The sequence below is a fragment of the Murinocardiopsis flavida genome (genome assembly GCF_003014485.1).
GTDB lineage: Bacteria > Actinomycetota > Actinomycetes > Streptosporangiales > Streptosporangiaceae > Murinocardiopsis > Murinocardiopsis flavida.
The window spans coordinates 175,454-190,138 of the sequence record NZ_PYGA01000002.1 but is presented as its reverse complement, the minus strand read 5'-3'; the positions used below and the strand labels follow the sequence as shown (position 1 = coordinate 190,138).

Annotated in this window: 14 protein-coding genes; 6 read left to right on the top strand and 8 right to left on the bottom strand. The window is 72.9% G+C overall.

The window, feature by feature from the left end; all coding sequences use genetic code 11:
- The first annotated feature begins 47 nt into the window (after positions 1–47).
- Genes CLV63_RS03560 through CLV63_RS03550 form a run of 3 tightly spaced genes read left to right on the top strand, consistent with a single transcriptional unit; the run spans position 48 to position 2,971 of the window.
- A complete protein-coding gene (locus CLV63_RS03560) occupies positions 48–848 on the top strand; it encodes an IclR family transcriptional regulator (RefSeq protein ID WP_245928553.1) in 801 nt (266 codons plus the stop codon).
- Between the two features lie 3 nt (positions 849–851).
- Positions 852–2,087 (top strand): CaiB/BaiF CoA transferase family protein, encoded by a 1,236-nt coding sequence (locus CLV63_RS03555; RefSeq protein WP_106581417.1) that lies wholly within the window; start codon positions 852–854, stop codon positions 2,085–2,087.
- Positions 2,084–2,971 (top strand): citryl-CoA lyase, encoded by an 888-nt coding sequence (locus CLV63_RS03550; protein ID WP_245928552.1) that lies wholly within the window; start codon positions 2,084–2,086, stop codon positions 2,969–2,971. The genes CLV63_RS03555 and CLV63_RS03550 overlap by 4 nt, the downstream gene beginning before the upstream one ends.
- A 63-nt stretch (positions 2,972–3,034) precedes the next feature.
- Here the strand turns inward: CLV63_RS03550 and CLV63_RS03545 are convergent, their stop codons facing one another.
- Positions 3,035–3,409, bottom strand: a complete 375-nt coding sequence (locus CLV63_RS03545) for a hypothetical protein (protein ID WP_146165508.1) — start codon at positions 3,407–3,409, stop codon at positions 3,035–3,037.
- A gap of 96 nt (positions 3,410–3,505) precedes the next feature.
- Positions 3,506–5,113: an SLC13 family permease gene (locus CLV63_RS03540; RefSeq protein ID WP_106581415.1), complete on the bottom strand. Its 1,608-nt coding sequence runs from the start codon at positions 5,111–5,113 to the stop codon at positions 3,506–3,508.
- Between the two features lie 259 nt (positions 5,114–5,372).
- Between CLV63_RS03540 and CLV63_RS03535 the strand changes: the two genes are divergently transcribed.
- Positions 5,373–5,783 (top strand): STAS domain-containing protein, encoded by a 411-nt coding sequence (locus CLV63_RS03535; RefSeq protein WP_245928551.1) that lies wholly within the window; start codon positions 5,373–5,375, stop codon positions 5,781–5,783.
- A 165-nt stretch (positions 5,784–5,948) separates the two neighbouring features.
- On the opposite strand, the gene CLV63_RS03530 is transcribed toward CLV63_RS03535, so the two are convergent.
- Both CLV63_RS03530 and CLV63_RS03525 read right to left on the bottom strand, forming a co-directional pair.
- On the bottom strand, positions 5,949–7,592 hold the full coding sequence (locus CLV63_RS03530) for a PH domain-containing protein (RefSeq protein WP_106581414.1): 1,644 nt from the start codon (positions 7,590–7,592) through the stop codon (positions 5,949–5,951).
- Positions 7,589–8,167: a PH domain-containing protein gene (locus tag CLV63_RS03525; RefSeq protein WP_106581413.1), complete on the bottom strand. Its 579-nt coding sequence runs from the start codon at positions 8,165–8,167 to the stop codon at positions 7,589–7,591. Before CLV63_RS03525 ends, CLV63_RS03530 begins: the two co-directional genes overlap by 4 nt.
- 123 nt (positions 8,168–8,290) lie before the next feature.
- On the opposite strand from CLV63_RS03525, the gene CLV63_RS03520 reads away from it, so the two are divergent.
- Both CLV63_RS03520 and CLV63_RS03515 read left to right on the top strand, forming a co-directional pair.
- Positions 8,291–9,208 carry an SPFH domain-containing protein gene (locus CLV63_RS03520; protein WP_106581412.1) on the top strand — a complete coding sequence of 306 codons (918 nt, stop codon included), beginning with the start codon at positions 8,291–8,293 and terminating at the stop codon, positions 9,206–9,208.
- Positions 9,209–9,218: 10 nt separating this feature from the next.
- The gene (locus tag CLV63_RS03515) at positions 9,219–9,434 is read left to right on the top strand and encodes a hypothetical protein (RefSeq protein ID WP_106581411.1); all 216 of its coding nucleotides are present in this window, start codon (positions 9,219–9,221) and stop codon (positions 9,432–9,434) included.
- A gap of 43 nt (positions 9,435–9,477) precedes the next feature.
- Here CLV63_RS03515 and CLV63_RS03510 read toward each other — a convergent pair whose 3' ends face one another.
- The 4 genes from CLV63_RS03510 to CLV63_RS03495 form a co-directional block, all read right to left on the bottom strand.
- The gene (locus CLV63_RS03510; protein ID WP_245928549.1) at positions 9,478–11,214 is read right to left on the bottom strand and encodes a class I adenylate-forming enzyme family protein; all 1,737 of its coding nucleotides are present in this window, start codon (positions 11,212–11,214) and stop codon (positions 9,478–9,480) included.
- 106 nt (positions 11,215–11,320) lie between these two features.
- Positions 11,321–12,226 (bottom strand): carbohydrate ABC transporter permease, encoded by a 906-nt coding sequence (locus CLV63_RS03505; RefSeq protein WP_106581410.1) that lies wholly within the window; start codon positions 12,224–12,226, stop codon positions 11,321–11,323.
- Positions 12,223–13,161 (bottom strand): carbohydrate ABC transporter permease, encoded by a 939-nt coding sequence (locus CLV63_RS03500; RefSeq protein ID WP_106581409.1) that lies wholly within the window; start codon positions 13,159–13,161, stop codon positions 12,223–12,225. Before CLV63_RS03500 ends, CLV63_RS03505 begins: the two co-directional genes overlap by 4 nt.
- A complete protein-coding gene (locus CLV63_RS03495) occupies positions 13,158–14,468 on the bottom strand; it encodes an extracellular solute-binding protein (RefSeq protein ID WP_211301138.1) in 1,311 nt (436 codons plus the stop codon). The genes CLV63_RS03500 and CLV63_RS03495 overlap by 4 nt, the downstream gene beginning before the upstream one ends.
- Positions 14,469–14,685: the final 217 nt, after the last annotated feature.

The window sequence follows — 14,685 nt, the reverse complement described above, 5'->3', positions numbered from 1 at the left end:
AGTGGTACGAATAGTCTGCACAGTGGACCAATGAAGGGGGAGCTGTGGTGAGCGACGACAGTGGCGACACAGGGGTCCGCAGTGTGACCCGCGCGCTGGACCTCCTGGCGCTGTTCGACGGCCCCGACCGCGTCTTCACCGTCCGCGAGCTCACCGACGCGACCGGACTGGCCAAGACCACCGTCCTGCGCCTGGTCGCGACCCTCGAACTGCGCGGACTGCTGTGGAACCACCCCGACGGCCATGTGTGCGCCGGCCCCGGCCTGCTGCGCTGGGCGTCGCTGGGCCGCGCCGCCTGGGAGCTGCCCGCCGCGGCGCGCGACGTCATGCGCGGCCTCGTCGCAGAGACCGCCGAGACCGCCAACCTCTACGTCCGCAGCGCCACCGCGCGGGTGTGCGTCGCCAAGGAGGAGGGGCCGCAGAACCTGCGGCACCACGTCCCGGTCGGCCAACCCGTCCCGCTGTGGGCCGGTGCCGCCAGCAAGATCCTGCTCCAGGACGGCGACCCGGCGCTGCTCGCCCGCGTCGCCGCGCTCGCCCCAGCCGACACCACCCCGGAGGCGCTCGCCGATCAGGTCGCCGCCGCCGCCCGCGACGGCTACGCCATCAGCCACGGCGAGCGGGAACTCGGCGTGTCCGGCATCGCCGCGCCGGTGCGCGACAGCGAGGGCCGCGTCACCGCCGCCATCGCACTCGGCGGGCCGACCGTGCGCTTCACCGCCGAGTGCATCCCCGGCTTCGTCAGCGCCGTCGCCGCGGCCGGCGCCCGCATGTCGGACATCGGCCTGTTCCCGCCCCCCGGCGGGGCCGCACCGCAGGACGCCGCACCGCAGGAAACGGAGGACTGAGCCGTGCCACCCGAAGACCGCGGAGCAACCCCGGGCGGCCCCCCGCTGCTCGACGGCATCCGCGTCCTGGACCTCACCAACGTGCTCGCCGGACCCTTCGCCGGGTACCAGCTCGCGCTGATGGGCGCCGACGTCGTCAAGGTCGAGGTTCCCGGCAGCGGCGACCTCGCCCGCCGCCTCGGCGGCGACCCCGGCCTCAACGCCGACCTCCTCGGCGCGTCCTTCCTCGCGCAGAACGGCGGCAAGCGCTCCATCACCCTCGACCTCAAGAGCGAGGGCGGGCGCGAGGTATTCACCCGCATGGTGCGCGGCGCCGACGTCCTGCTGGAGAACTTCCGGCCGGGCGTGCTGGAGCGGCTCGGCTTCGGCTGGGACGCGCTGCGGGCCGCCAACCCCGGGCTCGTGTACTGCGCCGTCTCCGGTTTCGGCCAGACCGGACCGCTGCGCGACCGCCCCGCCTACGACCAGATCATCCAGGGCCTGTCCGGCATGATGAGCACGACCGGCACCGCGGGCGCAACCCCGCTGCGCGCCGGGTACCCCGTCGCCGACACCCTCGGCGGGTTCGCCGCCGCGTTCGGCGTGTGCGCCGCGCTGGTGCGCCGCCAGTCCACCGGGCAGGGCGCGTTCCTGGACGTGTCCATGCTGGAGACCGCGCTCACCGCCCTCGGCTGGGCGGCGTCCAACCACCTCCTGGCGGGGCTGGAACCCACCCCCATGGGCAACGAGAACGCCACCGCCGCACCCTCGGGCACCTTCGCCACCGCGTCCGGCGACCTCAACATCGCCGCCAACAAGCAGCAGCAGTTCACCGCCCTGTGCGCGCTCATCGGCCGCCCCGACCTGCCGGCCGACCCCCGCTTCGCCGGGCGCGAGGACCGCAAGGCCAACCGCGATGCGCTGCGCGCCGAGATCGAGGACGCCCTCGCGGCGCGCCCCGCGCTGGAGTGGGAGGAGCTGCTCTCCGACGCGGGGGTGCCCGCGGCTCGGGTCCTCGGAGTGGCCGAGGCGCTGCGCCTGGACCACCTCGCCGAACGCGAGTTCGTCCACGAGGTCGACTTCCCCGGCGCCCCCGGCGAATCGATGCGGGTGCTCGGCAGCGGCGTCCGGGTCGACGGCGGCCCCGCCCGCCCATCGGCGCGCCCCCCGCTGCTCGGCGAGCACACCGGACCGCTGCTGCGCGAGCTCGGCTACACCGACGACGACATCGACCGCCTGGCCCGCGAGGGAGTGACGTGAGCACCGGAGCACAGCAGCAGCCCGACCGCACGGCAGAGCGGACCGGCGCGGAGCCGACCATGCCGGTCGCCGACGTGGCCGGCTGGTGGAGCACCGGCATCAGCCGCATCGCGCCCGGCGAGATCGAACTCCGCGGCTACCCCGTCCAGGACCTCATCGCGGGCGCGACCTTCGCCGAGACCGTGTGGCTGCTGCTGCGCGGCGAACTACCCGACCCCGCGCGCGCCGCCCTGCTGGAGGCCGCGCTGGTCGCGTCGGTCGACCACGGGCCGCAGGCGCCCTCCATCGCCGCGGCGCGCATGGCCGCCACCTGCGGGGTGGGCCTCAACAACGCGGTCGCCACCGGCGTCAACCTGCTCGGCGACGTGCACGGCGGAGCGGGCCAGCAGTGCATGGGCGTGCTCGCCGACATCGCCGGGCGGACCGCCGCGGGGGCCGACCCCGACGAGGCCGCCGAGGCGGTGGTCGCCGAGCACCGCGCCGAGCGGCGGCACGTCCCCGGCTTCGGGCACCGGTTCCACCCGAACGACCCCCGCCGCGACCCGCTGCTGCGCCGGATCGCCGACGCGGCGGCGGACGGGCTGGTCGGCGGCGCGGCGCTCGCAGCGGCCGAGGCGCTCGAACGGGCCCTCGCCCGGGGCAGGGCCCGCCCGGTCCCCATGAACATCGACGGCGCCACCGCCGTCGTCTACGCCGAGCTGGGATTCGCCCCCGAACTCGGCCGCGGGCTGTTCGTGCTGTCGCGCTCCGTGGGGATCCTCGCCCACGCCTGGGAGCAGACCGGCGAGGGCGCCCGCATCAAGGGCCCGCTGCCCCGCAGCGTGCTCCCCGGCTACACGGGCCCGCCCACCCGGCGGCACCAGGGCGGCACCGGCGACCGCTGACGGGCGCCGCGGGGGATCGTGGGAAAGGCCCCGGCCGCGGCGCGCCGGGCGGCGGCGGCGCGGTCAGCGCTTGCCGGGGCGGCGCTGGAGCTCGCCCAGGCGCTTCAACGACGCGCGGGTGCGGTCGGTCTGGTCCTGCTCGGCGAGCTCGTCCAGCACGCCCGCGATGTTCAGCTGCTCGCCGGTCGCCGCATGATGCGCCACGTTCACGCCCAGCAGGAACGGCTCGACCTCGTCGGGGCCCAGCTGGAACCGGCGGCCGTCGGAGGTGGTCACCGTGTAGGACTCGATGGCCTCGGGGGCGGACTCGGCCAGCTCGATGATCCCGGCCAGCGCGATCATCCGCAGCAGGTCGCGCCGGAACGGGCGGGTGCCGCGCCCGGTCGCGCCGGCGTGCTTCAGCGCCATCAGAAGGGCGTCTTCTCGGGGCAGATCCACAATGGGCAGCCTAGCCACCGGGCGGCGCCGCGCACACGCGGTCGGGCGACGCCGCGGCGGGGCGGGTACCGCGGTCGCGGCCCGCCCCGCCGGACCTCAGCCGATTCCGACCACCGCCACCATCACCGGGAGCAGGAGCAGAATCAGGATCCCGCCGATGATGTCGAAGGAGAACCCGGTGCGGATCATGCTCGTGATGGGCACCACGCCGGAGCCGTACACCACCGCGTTCTGCGGTGTCGACACCGGCAGCATGAACCCGAACGAGGCCGCGAAGGTCGCCGCGAGCGCCGGGATGAGCGGGTTGATGTCGGCCGCGACGGCGATCGGGATGATGATCGGCACCACCACCGACGCGGCGGTGGTGTTGCTCATGGCCTCGGAGATGACGATCGCGAGGACCACCGCGAACGCGGTGATCGCGACGGTCCCGCCCAGCCCGAGCATCGACGCCGACCCGGTGCCGATGGTCTCGGCGAGCCCGGTCTCGGTGAGCAGTGAGCCGAAGATGATGCCGGTGCCGAACAGCAGGATCGTGCCCCAGTCGATGCGGGCCGCCTCGGTCCAGGTGAGCGTGAACTCCCGCTTCTTCCACCGCACGGGCAGCAGGAACAGCAGCGACGCTCCGGCCACCGCCACGACCCCTTCGTCCAGCCGCGCGCTCACCGTCTCGTAGACGGCGGACTCGGTGCCGGCGACGACGGCGACGATGCCGGGCAGGATCCACAGGGAGACGGTCACGCTGAACGCGATGAGGGTGTTCACCTCCGCCCGGGACATCGGGCCCATCTTCGCCCGCTCGGTGCGGACGTACTCCTCGACGCCTTCGAGCTTGCGGATCTCCGGCCGGTTGAGCAGCAGGATCACCACGGCGAGGACCGCGAACATCGACAGGCAGATCGGGGCCGCCATCGCCATCCACTGGGCGAACGAGATCCGCTCCCCGGTGGCCTCCTCGATCAGCCCGCGGCCGATGAGGTTGGGCGGCGAGCCGACGGGCGTGAGCAGCCCGCCCACACTGGCGCCGTAGGCCAGCATCAGCATCAGCGCGGTGCCGACCCGCAGCCGGGTGGGGTCGAAGTCGGCCTCGACCAGCCCGCGCCGTTGCAGCAGCTTGGCGATGACGGTGAGAATGCCCAGCGCCGTGGGCAGCAGCATGGCCACCGTCGCGGTGTTGGAGATGAACGCCGAGAGCAGGCTGGTGATGACGCCGAAGGCGACGATGACGGAGATACTGCTGCGGCCGACACCGGGCAGCGAGAGGATGCGCATCGCGAAGCGCCGGGTCAGGCCGTGCCGCAGCATGGCCTGGGCGAGGATGAACGCCCCGATGAAGGTGAACACGGTGGAGTTGCCGAATGGCGCGAGGACCTCGTCGGGGCCCATCACCCCGGCCACCACCACGCAGGTGATCCCGATCAGCCCGCCGACGGGGATCGGCACCGGTTCGGTCACCCACATGACGACCACGCCGAGGAGGATGGCGGCGAGGGCGTGCTGGTTTCCGGGCAGGTCGAGCGGCAGCAGCCAGACCCCGATGATGACGAGGGGCGTGAGTACGAACCCGAGGGTGTTGCGCGCCTTCTCGAAGCGCTCCTCGGCCGGAGACAGGCGCTGCTCCCCGAGACTTCGATAGGTGGCGTGGCCGAGCAGTGCGGCCTCCACATCGGTCTGCTGTGGAGTGTTCGGCGGTTCAGTTGCCATTGGCGTCCTTTGCGGGTGCAGCGTCTGCGGGTAAGGCGTCGGTCTCCCTGCGAACATCTTGAATGGCGCGGTGCCCCTGGGTCCAGAGTTGCGCATGGGAGAATGGGACGTTTCCGGGCGATCGCGGCCGCACGGCCAAATCTATGAATTCACCCATTCGCCGGACACGCGCGGCCCCGTACGGTTACCATCGGCCGCCCGACGTTCGGTGATCAAGTGGGAGGCGAATGCGTCCATGGTGTTCAGTGGGGATTCGCCCTTGAGCGAGAGCGGTCCGCGCAGCGCGGCCGAGGTCGGCGGCCGCGACCGGTTCCGGTGCCACGAGGTCGTCCTCTTCCCGGTGCACGGGGAGATCGACATGGCCACCGCCGGAGCGCTGCACGACGACCTCGTGGCGCTGCTGGCGTACCCGGGGGACCCCTGTGTCATCGCCGACCTCTCCCAGGTCGGCTTCATCGACGCCAGCGGCCTGCGGGCGCTGGTCGCCGCGAACCGCGCGTTCCTGCGGGCCGGGCGGCACCTCGTGCTGGCCGAACCCTCCGCGCAGGCGTCGCGGCTGCTCGACGCCCTGCACATCGAGCGGATCTTCGACATCTACCCGATCGTGGAGATGGCGGCGGCGCACGTCACGGCGAAGCCGCCCGGCGGCGAACCGGGCGGGCCGCACTGACCGCGCTGACCAGGGCCGCCTCCGCGTGGGCGGCCGGGCACCCGGCCGCCCACGCGGAGGCGGCCCGGTCGGCACCACCGGGACCGGTGGCACCGCGCGATCCGCCCCGCGCGGGGGTGGCGTCCGGGACGCCCGCGCGCTCGTGCGGACCGCCCACCGCTGCCGTCACGCGCGCCGCAGGAACGGGGCGAGCAGGCCGGGGACGCTCTCGTCCGCCATCCCGAGCCCGTCGGACAGGTCGAGGTCGGGCGCCCGGTAGACCCCGGCGCCGGCGGCCGTCGTCGCGCCGATGGTCGCCAGCCCGGCCCTGCGCTGGAACGGCGAGCGCTTGACGGACCAGCCGATGATGCCGTCGGTGCGCAGCGCCACCGTGCGCCTGGCCAGGCTGCCCCGGCGCAGCAGCAGGTAGCGCCCCTGCGGCGCCGAGCCCAACCCGCGGTACAGGTCGACCGCGTAGAGCAGCGCGAACGGCAGCAGCGCCAGCGGAGCCGCCCACACCCACGCCGGAACCCAGTCCCAGCCGAGCATCCCCGCACCCGCCACGGCGGCGCCGCCCACAGCGCACGCGGCGGCGCACGCCGCGACCGCGCGGGTCAGCCGGCGGCGCAGCGCCGCGCGGGGGTGCCGGCGCAGCAGGGGCGATCGCACCGGGGAGTCGTCCTCGCGCAGGACGTTCGCCGCGATGCGCTGCGCCTCCGCGACGGGCATGTCCGGTCCGAGGTCGCTCTTCGCGGCGGTCTCGTTCTGTTCCTTGGTGCCCAGCCCGGTCGCGACCGCCTTGACCCTGGCGAATCCGAGCCGCCGCAGGAGCAGGCGCTGCTGGAGCTCGACGCCGCGCAGCCGGCTCGGTTGCAACGACACGGACTTGGTGTTGAGCAGGCCGCGCCTGATGCGCAGCGTCCCGTCGGCCTCGCGGTCGAGCCGGTAGTTCCACCACGCCTCGACCTCCAGGGCTGTCGCGGCGACCGCGCCGGCCACCAGCACGGCGACGGCGGCGACCGGGATCAGCACCAGCGCCGATGCCATGAGCAACTGGTAGACGTCGACGGCGGTCCGCGCCGCGTACTCGTTGCTGAACCAGTCGACGAGCTTGTACAGGCCGCCGATGGCGCCGACGCCCAGCGCAGGGGTGGCGATGCTGAGCGGGGCGACCCCGAACCAGCCGAGCCGCATCCGGGAGATCGCCTCGCTCAGGTCGGCCTGGGCCGCCGCGACCTCCTGCGCGGCCTCCGCCACGGAGGCGGCGGGAGCGGGGGAGCGCCGGAGTAGCTCGCGGCGCAGCCGGTCGGCCTCTGCCGCGGTGACCAGCTCCAGCTTCAGCTCGTCGCCCTGCGCGGTGGCGGCGTTCTGGCCGGTGCCGATGGTGACCTTCCGCAGCCCGACGAGGCGCGCCCAGATGTCGGCGCTGACGTCGACGCTGCGAACGCGGTCCCGTGCGATGGTGCGGTGCTTCTCGGCGAGCAGCCGGGTCCGCGACTCCACCCGCTCCTCGGTGACCCGGTAGCGGGTGTGCCGGACCAAATGCCACTCGATGGCGGTGATGGCGGCGGCCGCGGCGAACCCGCTCAGCGCGAGCGGGATGCCGATCGCGAACGAGCCGTTGAACATCACGGCGGCGCCCGCGATGAGCATCGCGCCGCCCAGCAGCACGGCCATGGACAGCGCCGTGGACACGACGGTCAGTGGGTGCGGGCGCAGCCACGGCGCCGCGACGTTCTCCTCGGCTGCGGGCTGCTGTTCGGGCCGCTGTTGGGACAGCTGTTGGGACCGCTCTTCTGGCCGCTGCTCGGGCCGGGTCTGCGGGGTCATGTGGCGTCTCCCTGGGTCTGCTGGGTGATCTCGGTGAGCCGGTCCACGACCTCGGTCGCGTCCCAGTGGGCGAGCCCGTCGATGCTGATGGGACCGGCGGCGGACGCGGTCGTCACGGTGACGCTGGTCAGGCCGAACATGCGCTGCACCGGGCCGCGGCCGGAGTCGACGGTCTGGATCCGCGACATGGGGGCGACCCGCCACTCCTGCCACAGCCAGCCCGACGCGGTGTACACGGCGTCGTCGGTGACCTCCCAGCGGTGCACCCGGTAGCGCCACCTGGGCATGACCAGGACGTAGGCGAGTCCGAGGACGCCGACCGCCGCGGCGGCGAGCAGCAGCCAGAACCGCGCCGGCTCGATGAACGCGGCGCAGGCGGCGAGGACGGCGAGCAGCGGGACGACGGTGAGGACCGACTGCGCGGTCCACCAGGCGACGGCGCGGCGGTCGACGCGCTCGCGGGGCGGGCGCAGCCGGAGGCGGCCCGGTTCGGCGGGTGCCGCGGCCGCGGCCGGGCTCTCGGGCACGGCGGTCGTCTCCGTGCGGGGCGATCGGTCGGTAGTCGGGGCGGGCATCAGGTATCCCTTCTCGTGAGCCGGTCCGCTGCCGCTCCGGGTGGCGGCTGCGGACCCGGCTATAAAAAGTGATATCACAATGCTAGACTTTCGTCATCACACTTTCGGAGGAGAGGACCCTCGATGACCGCAACCACCCCACCGCCCGCAGCAGGAGTCGAAATGCCGAAGCCGCAGGTGCGCGAGCACCCGGCAGCCGGGGTGCCCGGCCTGCCGGTCGCCGTGCTGTGCCTGCTGCTGATCGCCGCCGCCGTCGCCATGTTCGTGGCCGGCATGCCCGCACAGCCGCTGATGTGGATCGGCGGCATCGTGGTCCTGCTGGTCGCGCTCGCCATCGCCGCCGGGCTCACCGTCATCGCCCCCAACGAGGCCCGGGTCATCCAGCTCCTCGGCCGCTACACCGGCACCGTGCGCACCGACGGCCTGCGCTGGGTCAACCCGCTGACCACCCGGCACCGCATCTCCACGCGCATCCGCAACCACGAGACCTCGGTCATGAAGGTCAACGACATCGACGGCAACCCCATCGAGATCGCCTCAGTGGTGGTGTGGCAGGTGAGCGACACCGCGCGGGCGCTGTTCGAGGTCGACAACTTCGTCAAGTTCGTCTCGATCCAGACCGAGACCGCCGTGCGCCACATCGCCACCAACTACCCCTACGACGCCCACACCGACGGGCACCTGTCACTGCGCGAGAACGCCGACGAGATCACCGAGCGGCTCTCGGCGGAGATCGCGGCCCGAGTCGAATCGGCGGGGGTGAAGATCATCGAGTCGCGCTTCACCCACCTCGCCTACGCGTCGGAGATCGCCCAGGCGATGCTGCGCCGCCAGCAGGCCGGGGCGGTCGTCGCGGCCCGCGCTCGCATCGTCGAGGGCGCGGTCGGTATGGTCGATCTCGCCCTCCAGCGACTGTCCGAGCAGGAGGTCGTCGAACTGGACGAGGAGCGGAAGGCGGCGATGGTCAGCAACCTGATGGTCGTCCTATGCGCCGACCACGCCACCCAGCCCGTCGTCAACACCGGCACCCTGTACCAGTGATGGTGGTCGGGTGACTGAGCGGAAGAAGGTCCTGCTCCGGCTGGACCCTGCCGTGCACGACGCGCTGGCGCGGTGGGCCGGCGACGACCTGCGCAGCACCAACGCGCAGATCGAGTTCCTGCTCCGCAGGGCGCTGTCGGACAACGGGCGGCTGCCCTCGGCCACCCGCGCGCAGCCCAAGCGCGGCCGCCCGAGAAAGGACGCCGAGCCCGCCGACGAGGAGTGACCCCCGTTCCCCCCGCGACGCCGCGCCGGGGCCGGGGGGCCGCTCAGGCACCCCAGCCGTGCTGCTCCCGCAGCCGCTTCTTGAGGAGCTTGCCCGCGGGATTGCGCGGCAGCTCCGCGGTGCCAATGCGCACATGGGCGGGGATCTTGAACGCCGCGATCCGCGGTTCGAGGAACGCGCGCAGCCCGGCGCCGTCGAGCCGCCCGCCGGGCGCGATGCGCACGACCGCGCCGACCTCCTCGCCCAGGACCTCGTGCGGCACCCCGAGCACGGCGACCTCCACCACGGCGGGATGCTCGTGCACGGCGGCCTCCACCTCGACGCAGTACACGTTCTCGCCGCCGCGGATGATCATGTCCTTGGCTCGGTCGACGATCGACAGGAACCCTTCATCGTCCAGCCGCCCCAGGTCGCCCGTATGCAGCCAGCCGTCGGTGAACGCCGCCGCGGTCTCCTCGGGCCGCCGCCAGTAGCCGTGCACCACGCCCGGGCCGCGGATCCACACCTCGCCGACCTCCCCGGCGGGCAGCTCGGCCCCCAGGGGGTCGACGACCTTGACGTCGACCACGGCGACCGGGGCGCCCACGCTGCCGGGCCGGTGCGCGAGGTCGGCACCGGCGTTGACGGTCGCGATGGCCGAGCACTCGGTGAGCCCGTAGCCCTGCGCCACGGTGAGGTCGTGCAGGGTGCCGCGCACCCGCGACACCAGCGCCGGGGCAGCAGGGGCGCCCCCGCTGCTCACACTCAGCAGGCTCGACAGGTCGTGGTCGGCGAAGCCCGGCGCGGCCAGCAGATCGGCGAACATCGCGGGGACCCCGGTGACGCGGTGGATCCGCTCGCGTTCGATCAGCCCGAGCGCCTGCGTAGGATCCCACCTGCGCATCAGCACCAGCGTGCCCCCGGCGTCCAGTGTCGGCAGCATGACGGTCTGGGCGCCCGTGGCGTGGAACAGCGGGAGGACGGTCAGCACGGCCGGCGGCGGGAGCGCGTCGATGAACGCCGCGACGTCGGCGGGGTCCAGGCCGAGCCGGACGAACGCGCGCATCTGGGCGTAGGCCGCCGAGGTGATGTTGGAGAGCATGTTGCGGTGCGACGCGACCGCCCCCTTGGGCAGCCCGGTGGTGCCCGCGGTGTAGAAGATCGCGGCGGGGTCGTCGGGCTCGGGCGCGGCGGCGGGCAGCGGGCCGGGGTCGGAGCCCGGTTCGGGGAAGGTCCACGCCCACACGCCCTCGGGCAGCGCGGCCGTGCCCGTGCGGGTCGCGATGACCGGGACCGCCAGGCCGGGCAGCACATCGGCGAGGCGGGTCAGGCGCTCGCCGTCGGCCAGCACGACGCACGCCTCGCTGTCGCGCAGGCCGAACTCCAGCTCGCGCGCCGTCCACCAGGAGTTCAGCGGGACCGCGACGGCGCCGACGGCGGTGGCCGCGAAGAACCCGATGACCCACTCGGGGTAGTTGCGCATGGCCAGCGCCACCCGGTCGCCCGGCGCCACCCCGAAGTCGCCGACCAGGCGCCGGGCCAGCGCCGCCACCGCCCGGTGGAACCCGGCGTGCGAGATGCGTTCGTCGTGGTACACCAGCGCGGGGGAGTCGCCCCGCCCGGCACTCGCCTCGGCGATGGCGCGCAGCGTGGGCGGGCCCTCGACCCAGGTGCGGGTGCGCACGCCGCCGACGTCGACGGTGCGCATGGCGAACCGGCCGTCGGCGGCGAGCAGCTGCGCGGTGGCCGCCGCCATGGACCGCAGCGGCTGGGGGGCTTCCGGTTCGGTTATGGCGCACATCCCGGGACGTGGGGCTTACCGCGGTGCCGCCGATCCTAGGTCAGCACCCGGACCCGCGCCAGGCCCGGCGCCGGCGCGCCCCGGGAGCCCCGGGGCGCGCCCGCGCTCACTGCCCGCCGAGGCCCGTGGTCGCCACGCTGCGCACGATCCGCCGCTGGAACAGCAAGAACACCACGATCATCGGCGCGGCCGCGACCATCGACGACGCCATGTTGCGGGCGTAGACCGTGCCGTAGGCGTCGAGCACGTTGGGGATGCCGACCGGCAGCGTCATCAGCGAGGGGTCCGTGGTGACGATGAACGGCCACAGGAAGTTGTTCCAGGCGTTGATGAACACGAAGATCGACACCGCGGCCAGGATGGGCCGCGACAGCGGGAGCACCACCGAGAAGAACACCCGCCACGGCCCGGCGCCGTCCATCCGCGCCGCCTCCTCCAGTTCGCGCGGGATCCCATCGAAGAACTTCTTCAGGATGAACACCATGATCGGCGCCACCACCTGCGGCAGGATGATCGCCGCGTAGGTGTCCACCAGGTTCAGCGCGACCATCTGGTCGAACAGCGGGATGATCAGCAACTGGGGCGGCACCATGATCGCCGCGATGGTCAGCGCGAACAGCGCCTTGCGCCCCCGGAACACCATCCGGGAGAACGCGTACGCCGCCAGCGCCGACACCGCGACCGTGATCGCGGTGACCGCCACGGCGATGATCAGGCTGTTGGTCATCCAGAGCTGCACCTTGCCGACCTCGAACAGGCCGATGTACTGCTCCAGGGTGAACCCGTTCTCGGGTATCCACTGCAACGGCAGCGCGACGGTGTCGGCCTCGGTGCGGAAGGACGAGTTCGTCGCCCAGATGAGCGGGAACAGCCACCCCAGCGCCATGACGACCAGGACGGTCATGGCCCCGCCGCGCGCCAGCCGGCTCCGCCCCAGGATCAGGGAGCGCTGGCGCCGGTTCGCCTCGCGCCGGGAGTTTCGCTCGCCCGCTGCGGGCGTCAGGATGCTCATGCCGCGGCCCCCTTGTTGCGTCGGCTGCCGACCCAGGTCTGCACCAGTGCGACCGCGACGACGATCGCGAGGAAGATGTAGGAGAGCGCCGAGCCGTAGCCCAGCCGGTAGCCGGTGAACCCGGTGTCGTAGACGTAGATCAGGATCGACCGCGTGGCATCGGTGGGGTTGTTGCCCATCAGCAGGTAGATCTGGTCGAACACCTTCAGCGAGCTGAGGAGTTGCAGGACCAGCACCACGCCGGTGATCCGGCTGAGCTGCGGCAGGGTGATGCTCCACAGCCGGGCCCACGCTCCGGCCCCGTCGATCGACGCCGCCTCGTAGAGGTGGTCCGGGATCGACTGGAGCGCCGCGAGGTAGAGCAGGAAGTTGAAGCCGACCGTCCACCACACCGTGGCGATGACGATGCTCCACAGCGCCACGGAGTCCTCCGACAGCCACCCCACGTCGGCGCCTGTCGCCTGGTTGAGCACCCCGATTTCCTGGTTGAACATGAACTGCCCGACCAGGCCGACGGTCGCCACGGGCAGCAGGTAGGGCACGAAGAACGACAGCCGCCACAGCCACTGCCCGGGCAGACCGCTGTGCACCAGCACCGCCATCACCAGCGCCAGGACCACCAGTGGCACCGTCGACGCCAGCGTGAAGAAGGCTGTGTTGCCCAGCGTCTGCCACATCAACGGGTCGCCGAGCGCCTCGGCGTAGTTCGCCAGGCCGACGAAGTCGCCGCCGGTGCGGACGAGCGTGGAGTCGGTCAGGCTCAGCCAGAAGCCGTACACCACCGGCCAGCCCATGAACGCCGCGAAGACGGCGAGGAACGGCAGCAGGAAGGCCCAGCCGGAGTCGGAAACCCGACGCCAGAGCGGCGGGGCCGAGCGCGCGGCGGGCGGCGGGCCCGCCGGTGCGCGGTCGCGCGGCGGTGCGGTGGCCGTCATCGTGCTCCCCCCTTGATCGGGTTCTCCTTGGCGAGGAGACCGGTGAGCCTGCTGTCCATCGACTCGACGGCGGCCTCGGGGCCGTCGCCGATGAGGTTGACGGTCATCGTCACCGACATCTGGTCGTGGAACTGCGAGCCCGCCCCGGTGAACCAGGCCCGGGGGTCCAGCACCGGCTTCTCCCCGGCGGAGCGGTATCCGGCCTGCGGCTGCATGTCCGCGTACGCCGCGGACTCAACGACCGGCTGGTAGGCCGGGATATGCCCGGCCTCGGCCCAGGTCAGGCTGTTCTTCAGGATCAGGGCCGCGAACTGGTGGGCCGCGCGGAAGCGCTCCGGGTCCGTCGTGTCGCGGGCGGGCAGCACGAACGAGTGCGAGTCGGCGTAGGAGGCCGGCTCGTCGAAGAACGTGGGCATGGCCAGCGCGCCCAGGTCCTCGCCGAGCGCCTCGACCAGGCCGGGCAGCTCCCATTCCCCGCTGATGAAGAACCCGGCGCGCCCGTCGGTGAACGTGCCGAGGGCCGCCGCGTAGTTGAGGGTGCCAGGGGAGTGCTCGCCGTCGAACACCTCGGCGACGAACTCGAACACCCGCAGCGCGGCGTCGTGGTCGAGGTCGTGCCGGTCGCCGGAGAGGTCGAGCCGGCGGCCGGTCTGGCCGTACAGCCCGCCGAAGAACCGCCACGCCTGGGCGGGGTCGTTGACGTGGCCGTAGGCGGTGCCCGTGTCGCCGGTGACCTCGGACATCCGGTGCGACGCCGCGACGAACGCCTCGGCCGAGTCCAGCGGCTTGAGGCGGCCGTCGCCGTCGAGCAGGCCCGCCTCCTCGGCGAGTGGGATGTTGTAGAACATCACGAAGGGGTGGGTGTCGAAGGGGATCGCGAACTGCGTGCCCTCGTGCTGCGCGCTCTTCCAGAGGCGGGGGATGAAGTCGTCCTCGCCCGCGCCGTACTCGGCGAGCAGGTCGAGGTCGAAGGGGTGCAGCAGGCCGGCGGGCGCATAGCCGCCGAGCCGGGAGAGGTGCATGACGGCGACGTCGGGGGAGCGCCCGCCGACCGAAGACATGGCGAGCTTGGTGTAGTACGGCCGCCCCCACGCCAGCGCGGTGGAGTCCACCGCCAACTCGGGCGCCGCCTTGTGCACGTCGGCGATCATGCGATGCATGAGGGCGCCGTCCCCGCCGGTGAGGGGGCTCCAGAACTGGAGCGGGACCTCGGCCGCGTCGGCCGGGCCGCAGCCGCTGAGCAGTCCTCCGGCGGCGAGCGCCCCGGCGCCGAACAGGCCGGTGCGCAGGGCCGCGCGCCGGCTCATCCGGGGGACCGGGGCGCGATCCGACGGCGGCAAGGGACCGGAATGGCGGGTGGAGCGGCTCATGCGGCGGCCTTTCTGCGCCGCTGTCGGGTCCCAGAGGAGGTGGGGCGGCGCGAAATGACAGTGGGGGCCACATCGGACGGTTCCAGCGCGTGAGCGCGGAAGATGTGACCCCCGTTACTCCGACTCCCCATTTTTTACATCGATGTAGATCACT

Excerpts from the sequence above, each read along its gene's own strand:
- CLV63_RS03540 (WP_106581415.1), bottom strand. The coding sequence starts at position 5,113 with ATGGCAACTGAACCGCCGAACACTCCACAGCAGACCGATGTGGAGGCC.
- CLV63_RS03530 (WP_106581414.1), bottom strand. The coding sequence starts at position 7,592 with ATGACCCCGCAGACCCGGCCCGAGCAGCGGCCAGAAGAGCGGTCCCAA.
- CLV63_RS03525 (WP_106581413.1), bottom strand. The coding sequence starts at position 8,167 with ATGCCCGCCCCGACTACCGACCGATCGCCCCGCACGGAGACGACCGCC.
- CLV63_RS03520 (WP_106581412.1), top strand. The coding sequence starts at position 8,291 with ATGACCGCAACCACCCCACCGCCCGCAGCAGGAGTCGAAATGCCGAAG.
- CLV63_RS03510 (WP_245928549.1), bottom strand. The coding sequence starts at position 11,214 with ATGTGCGCCATAACCGAACCGGAAGCCCCCCAGCCGCTGCGGTCCATG.
- CLV63_RS03505 (WP_106581410.1), bottom strand. The coding sequence starts at position 12,226 with ATGAGCATCCTGACGCCCGCAGCGGGCGAGCGAAACTCCCGGCGCGAG.
- CLV63_RS03500 (WP_106581409.1), bottom strand. The coding sequence starts at position 13,161 with ATGACGGCCACCGCACCGCCGCGCGACCGCGCACCGGCGGGCCCGCCG.
- CLV63_RS03495 (WP_211301138.1), bottom strand. The coding sequence starts at position 14,468 with ATGAGCCGGCGCGCGGCCCTGCGCACCGGCCTGTTCGGCGCCGGGGCG.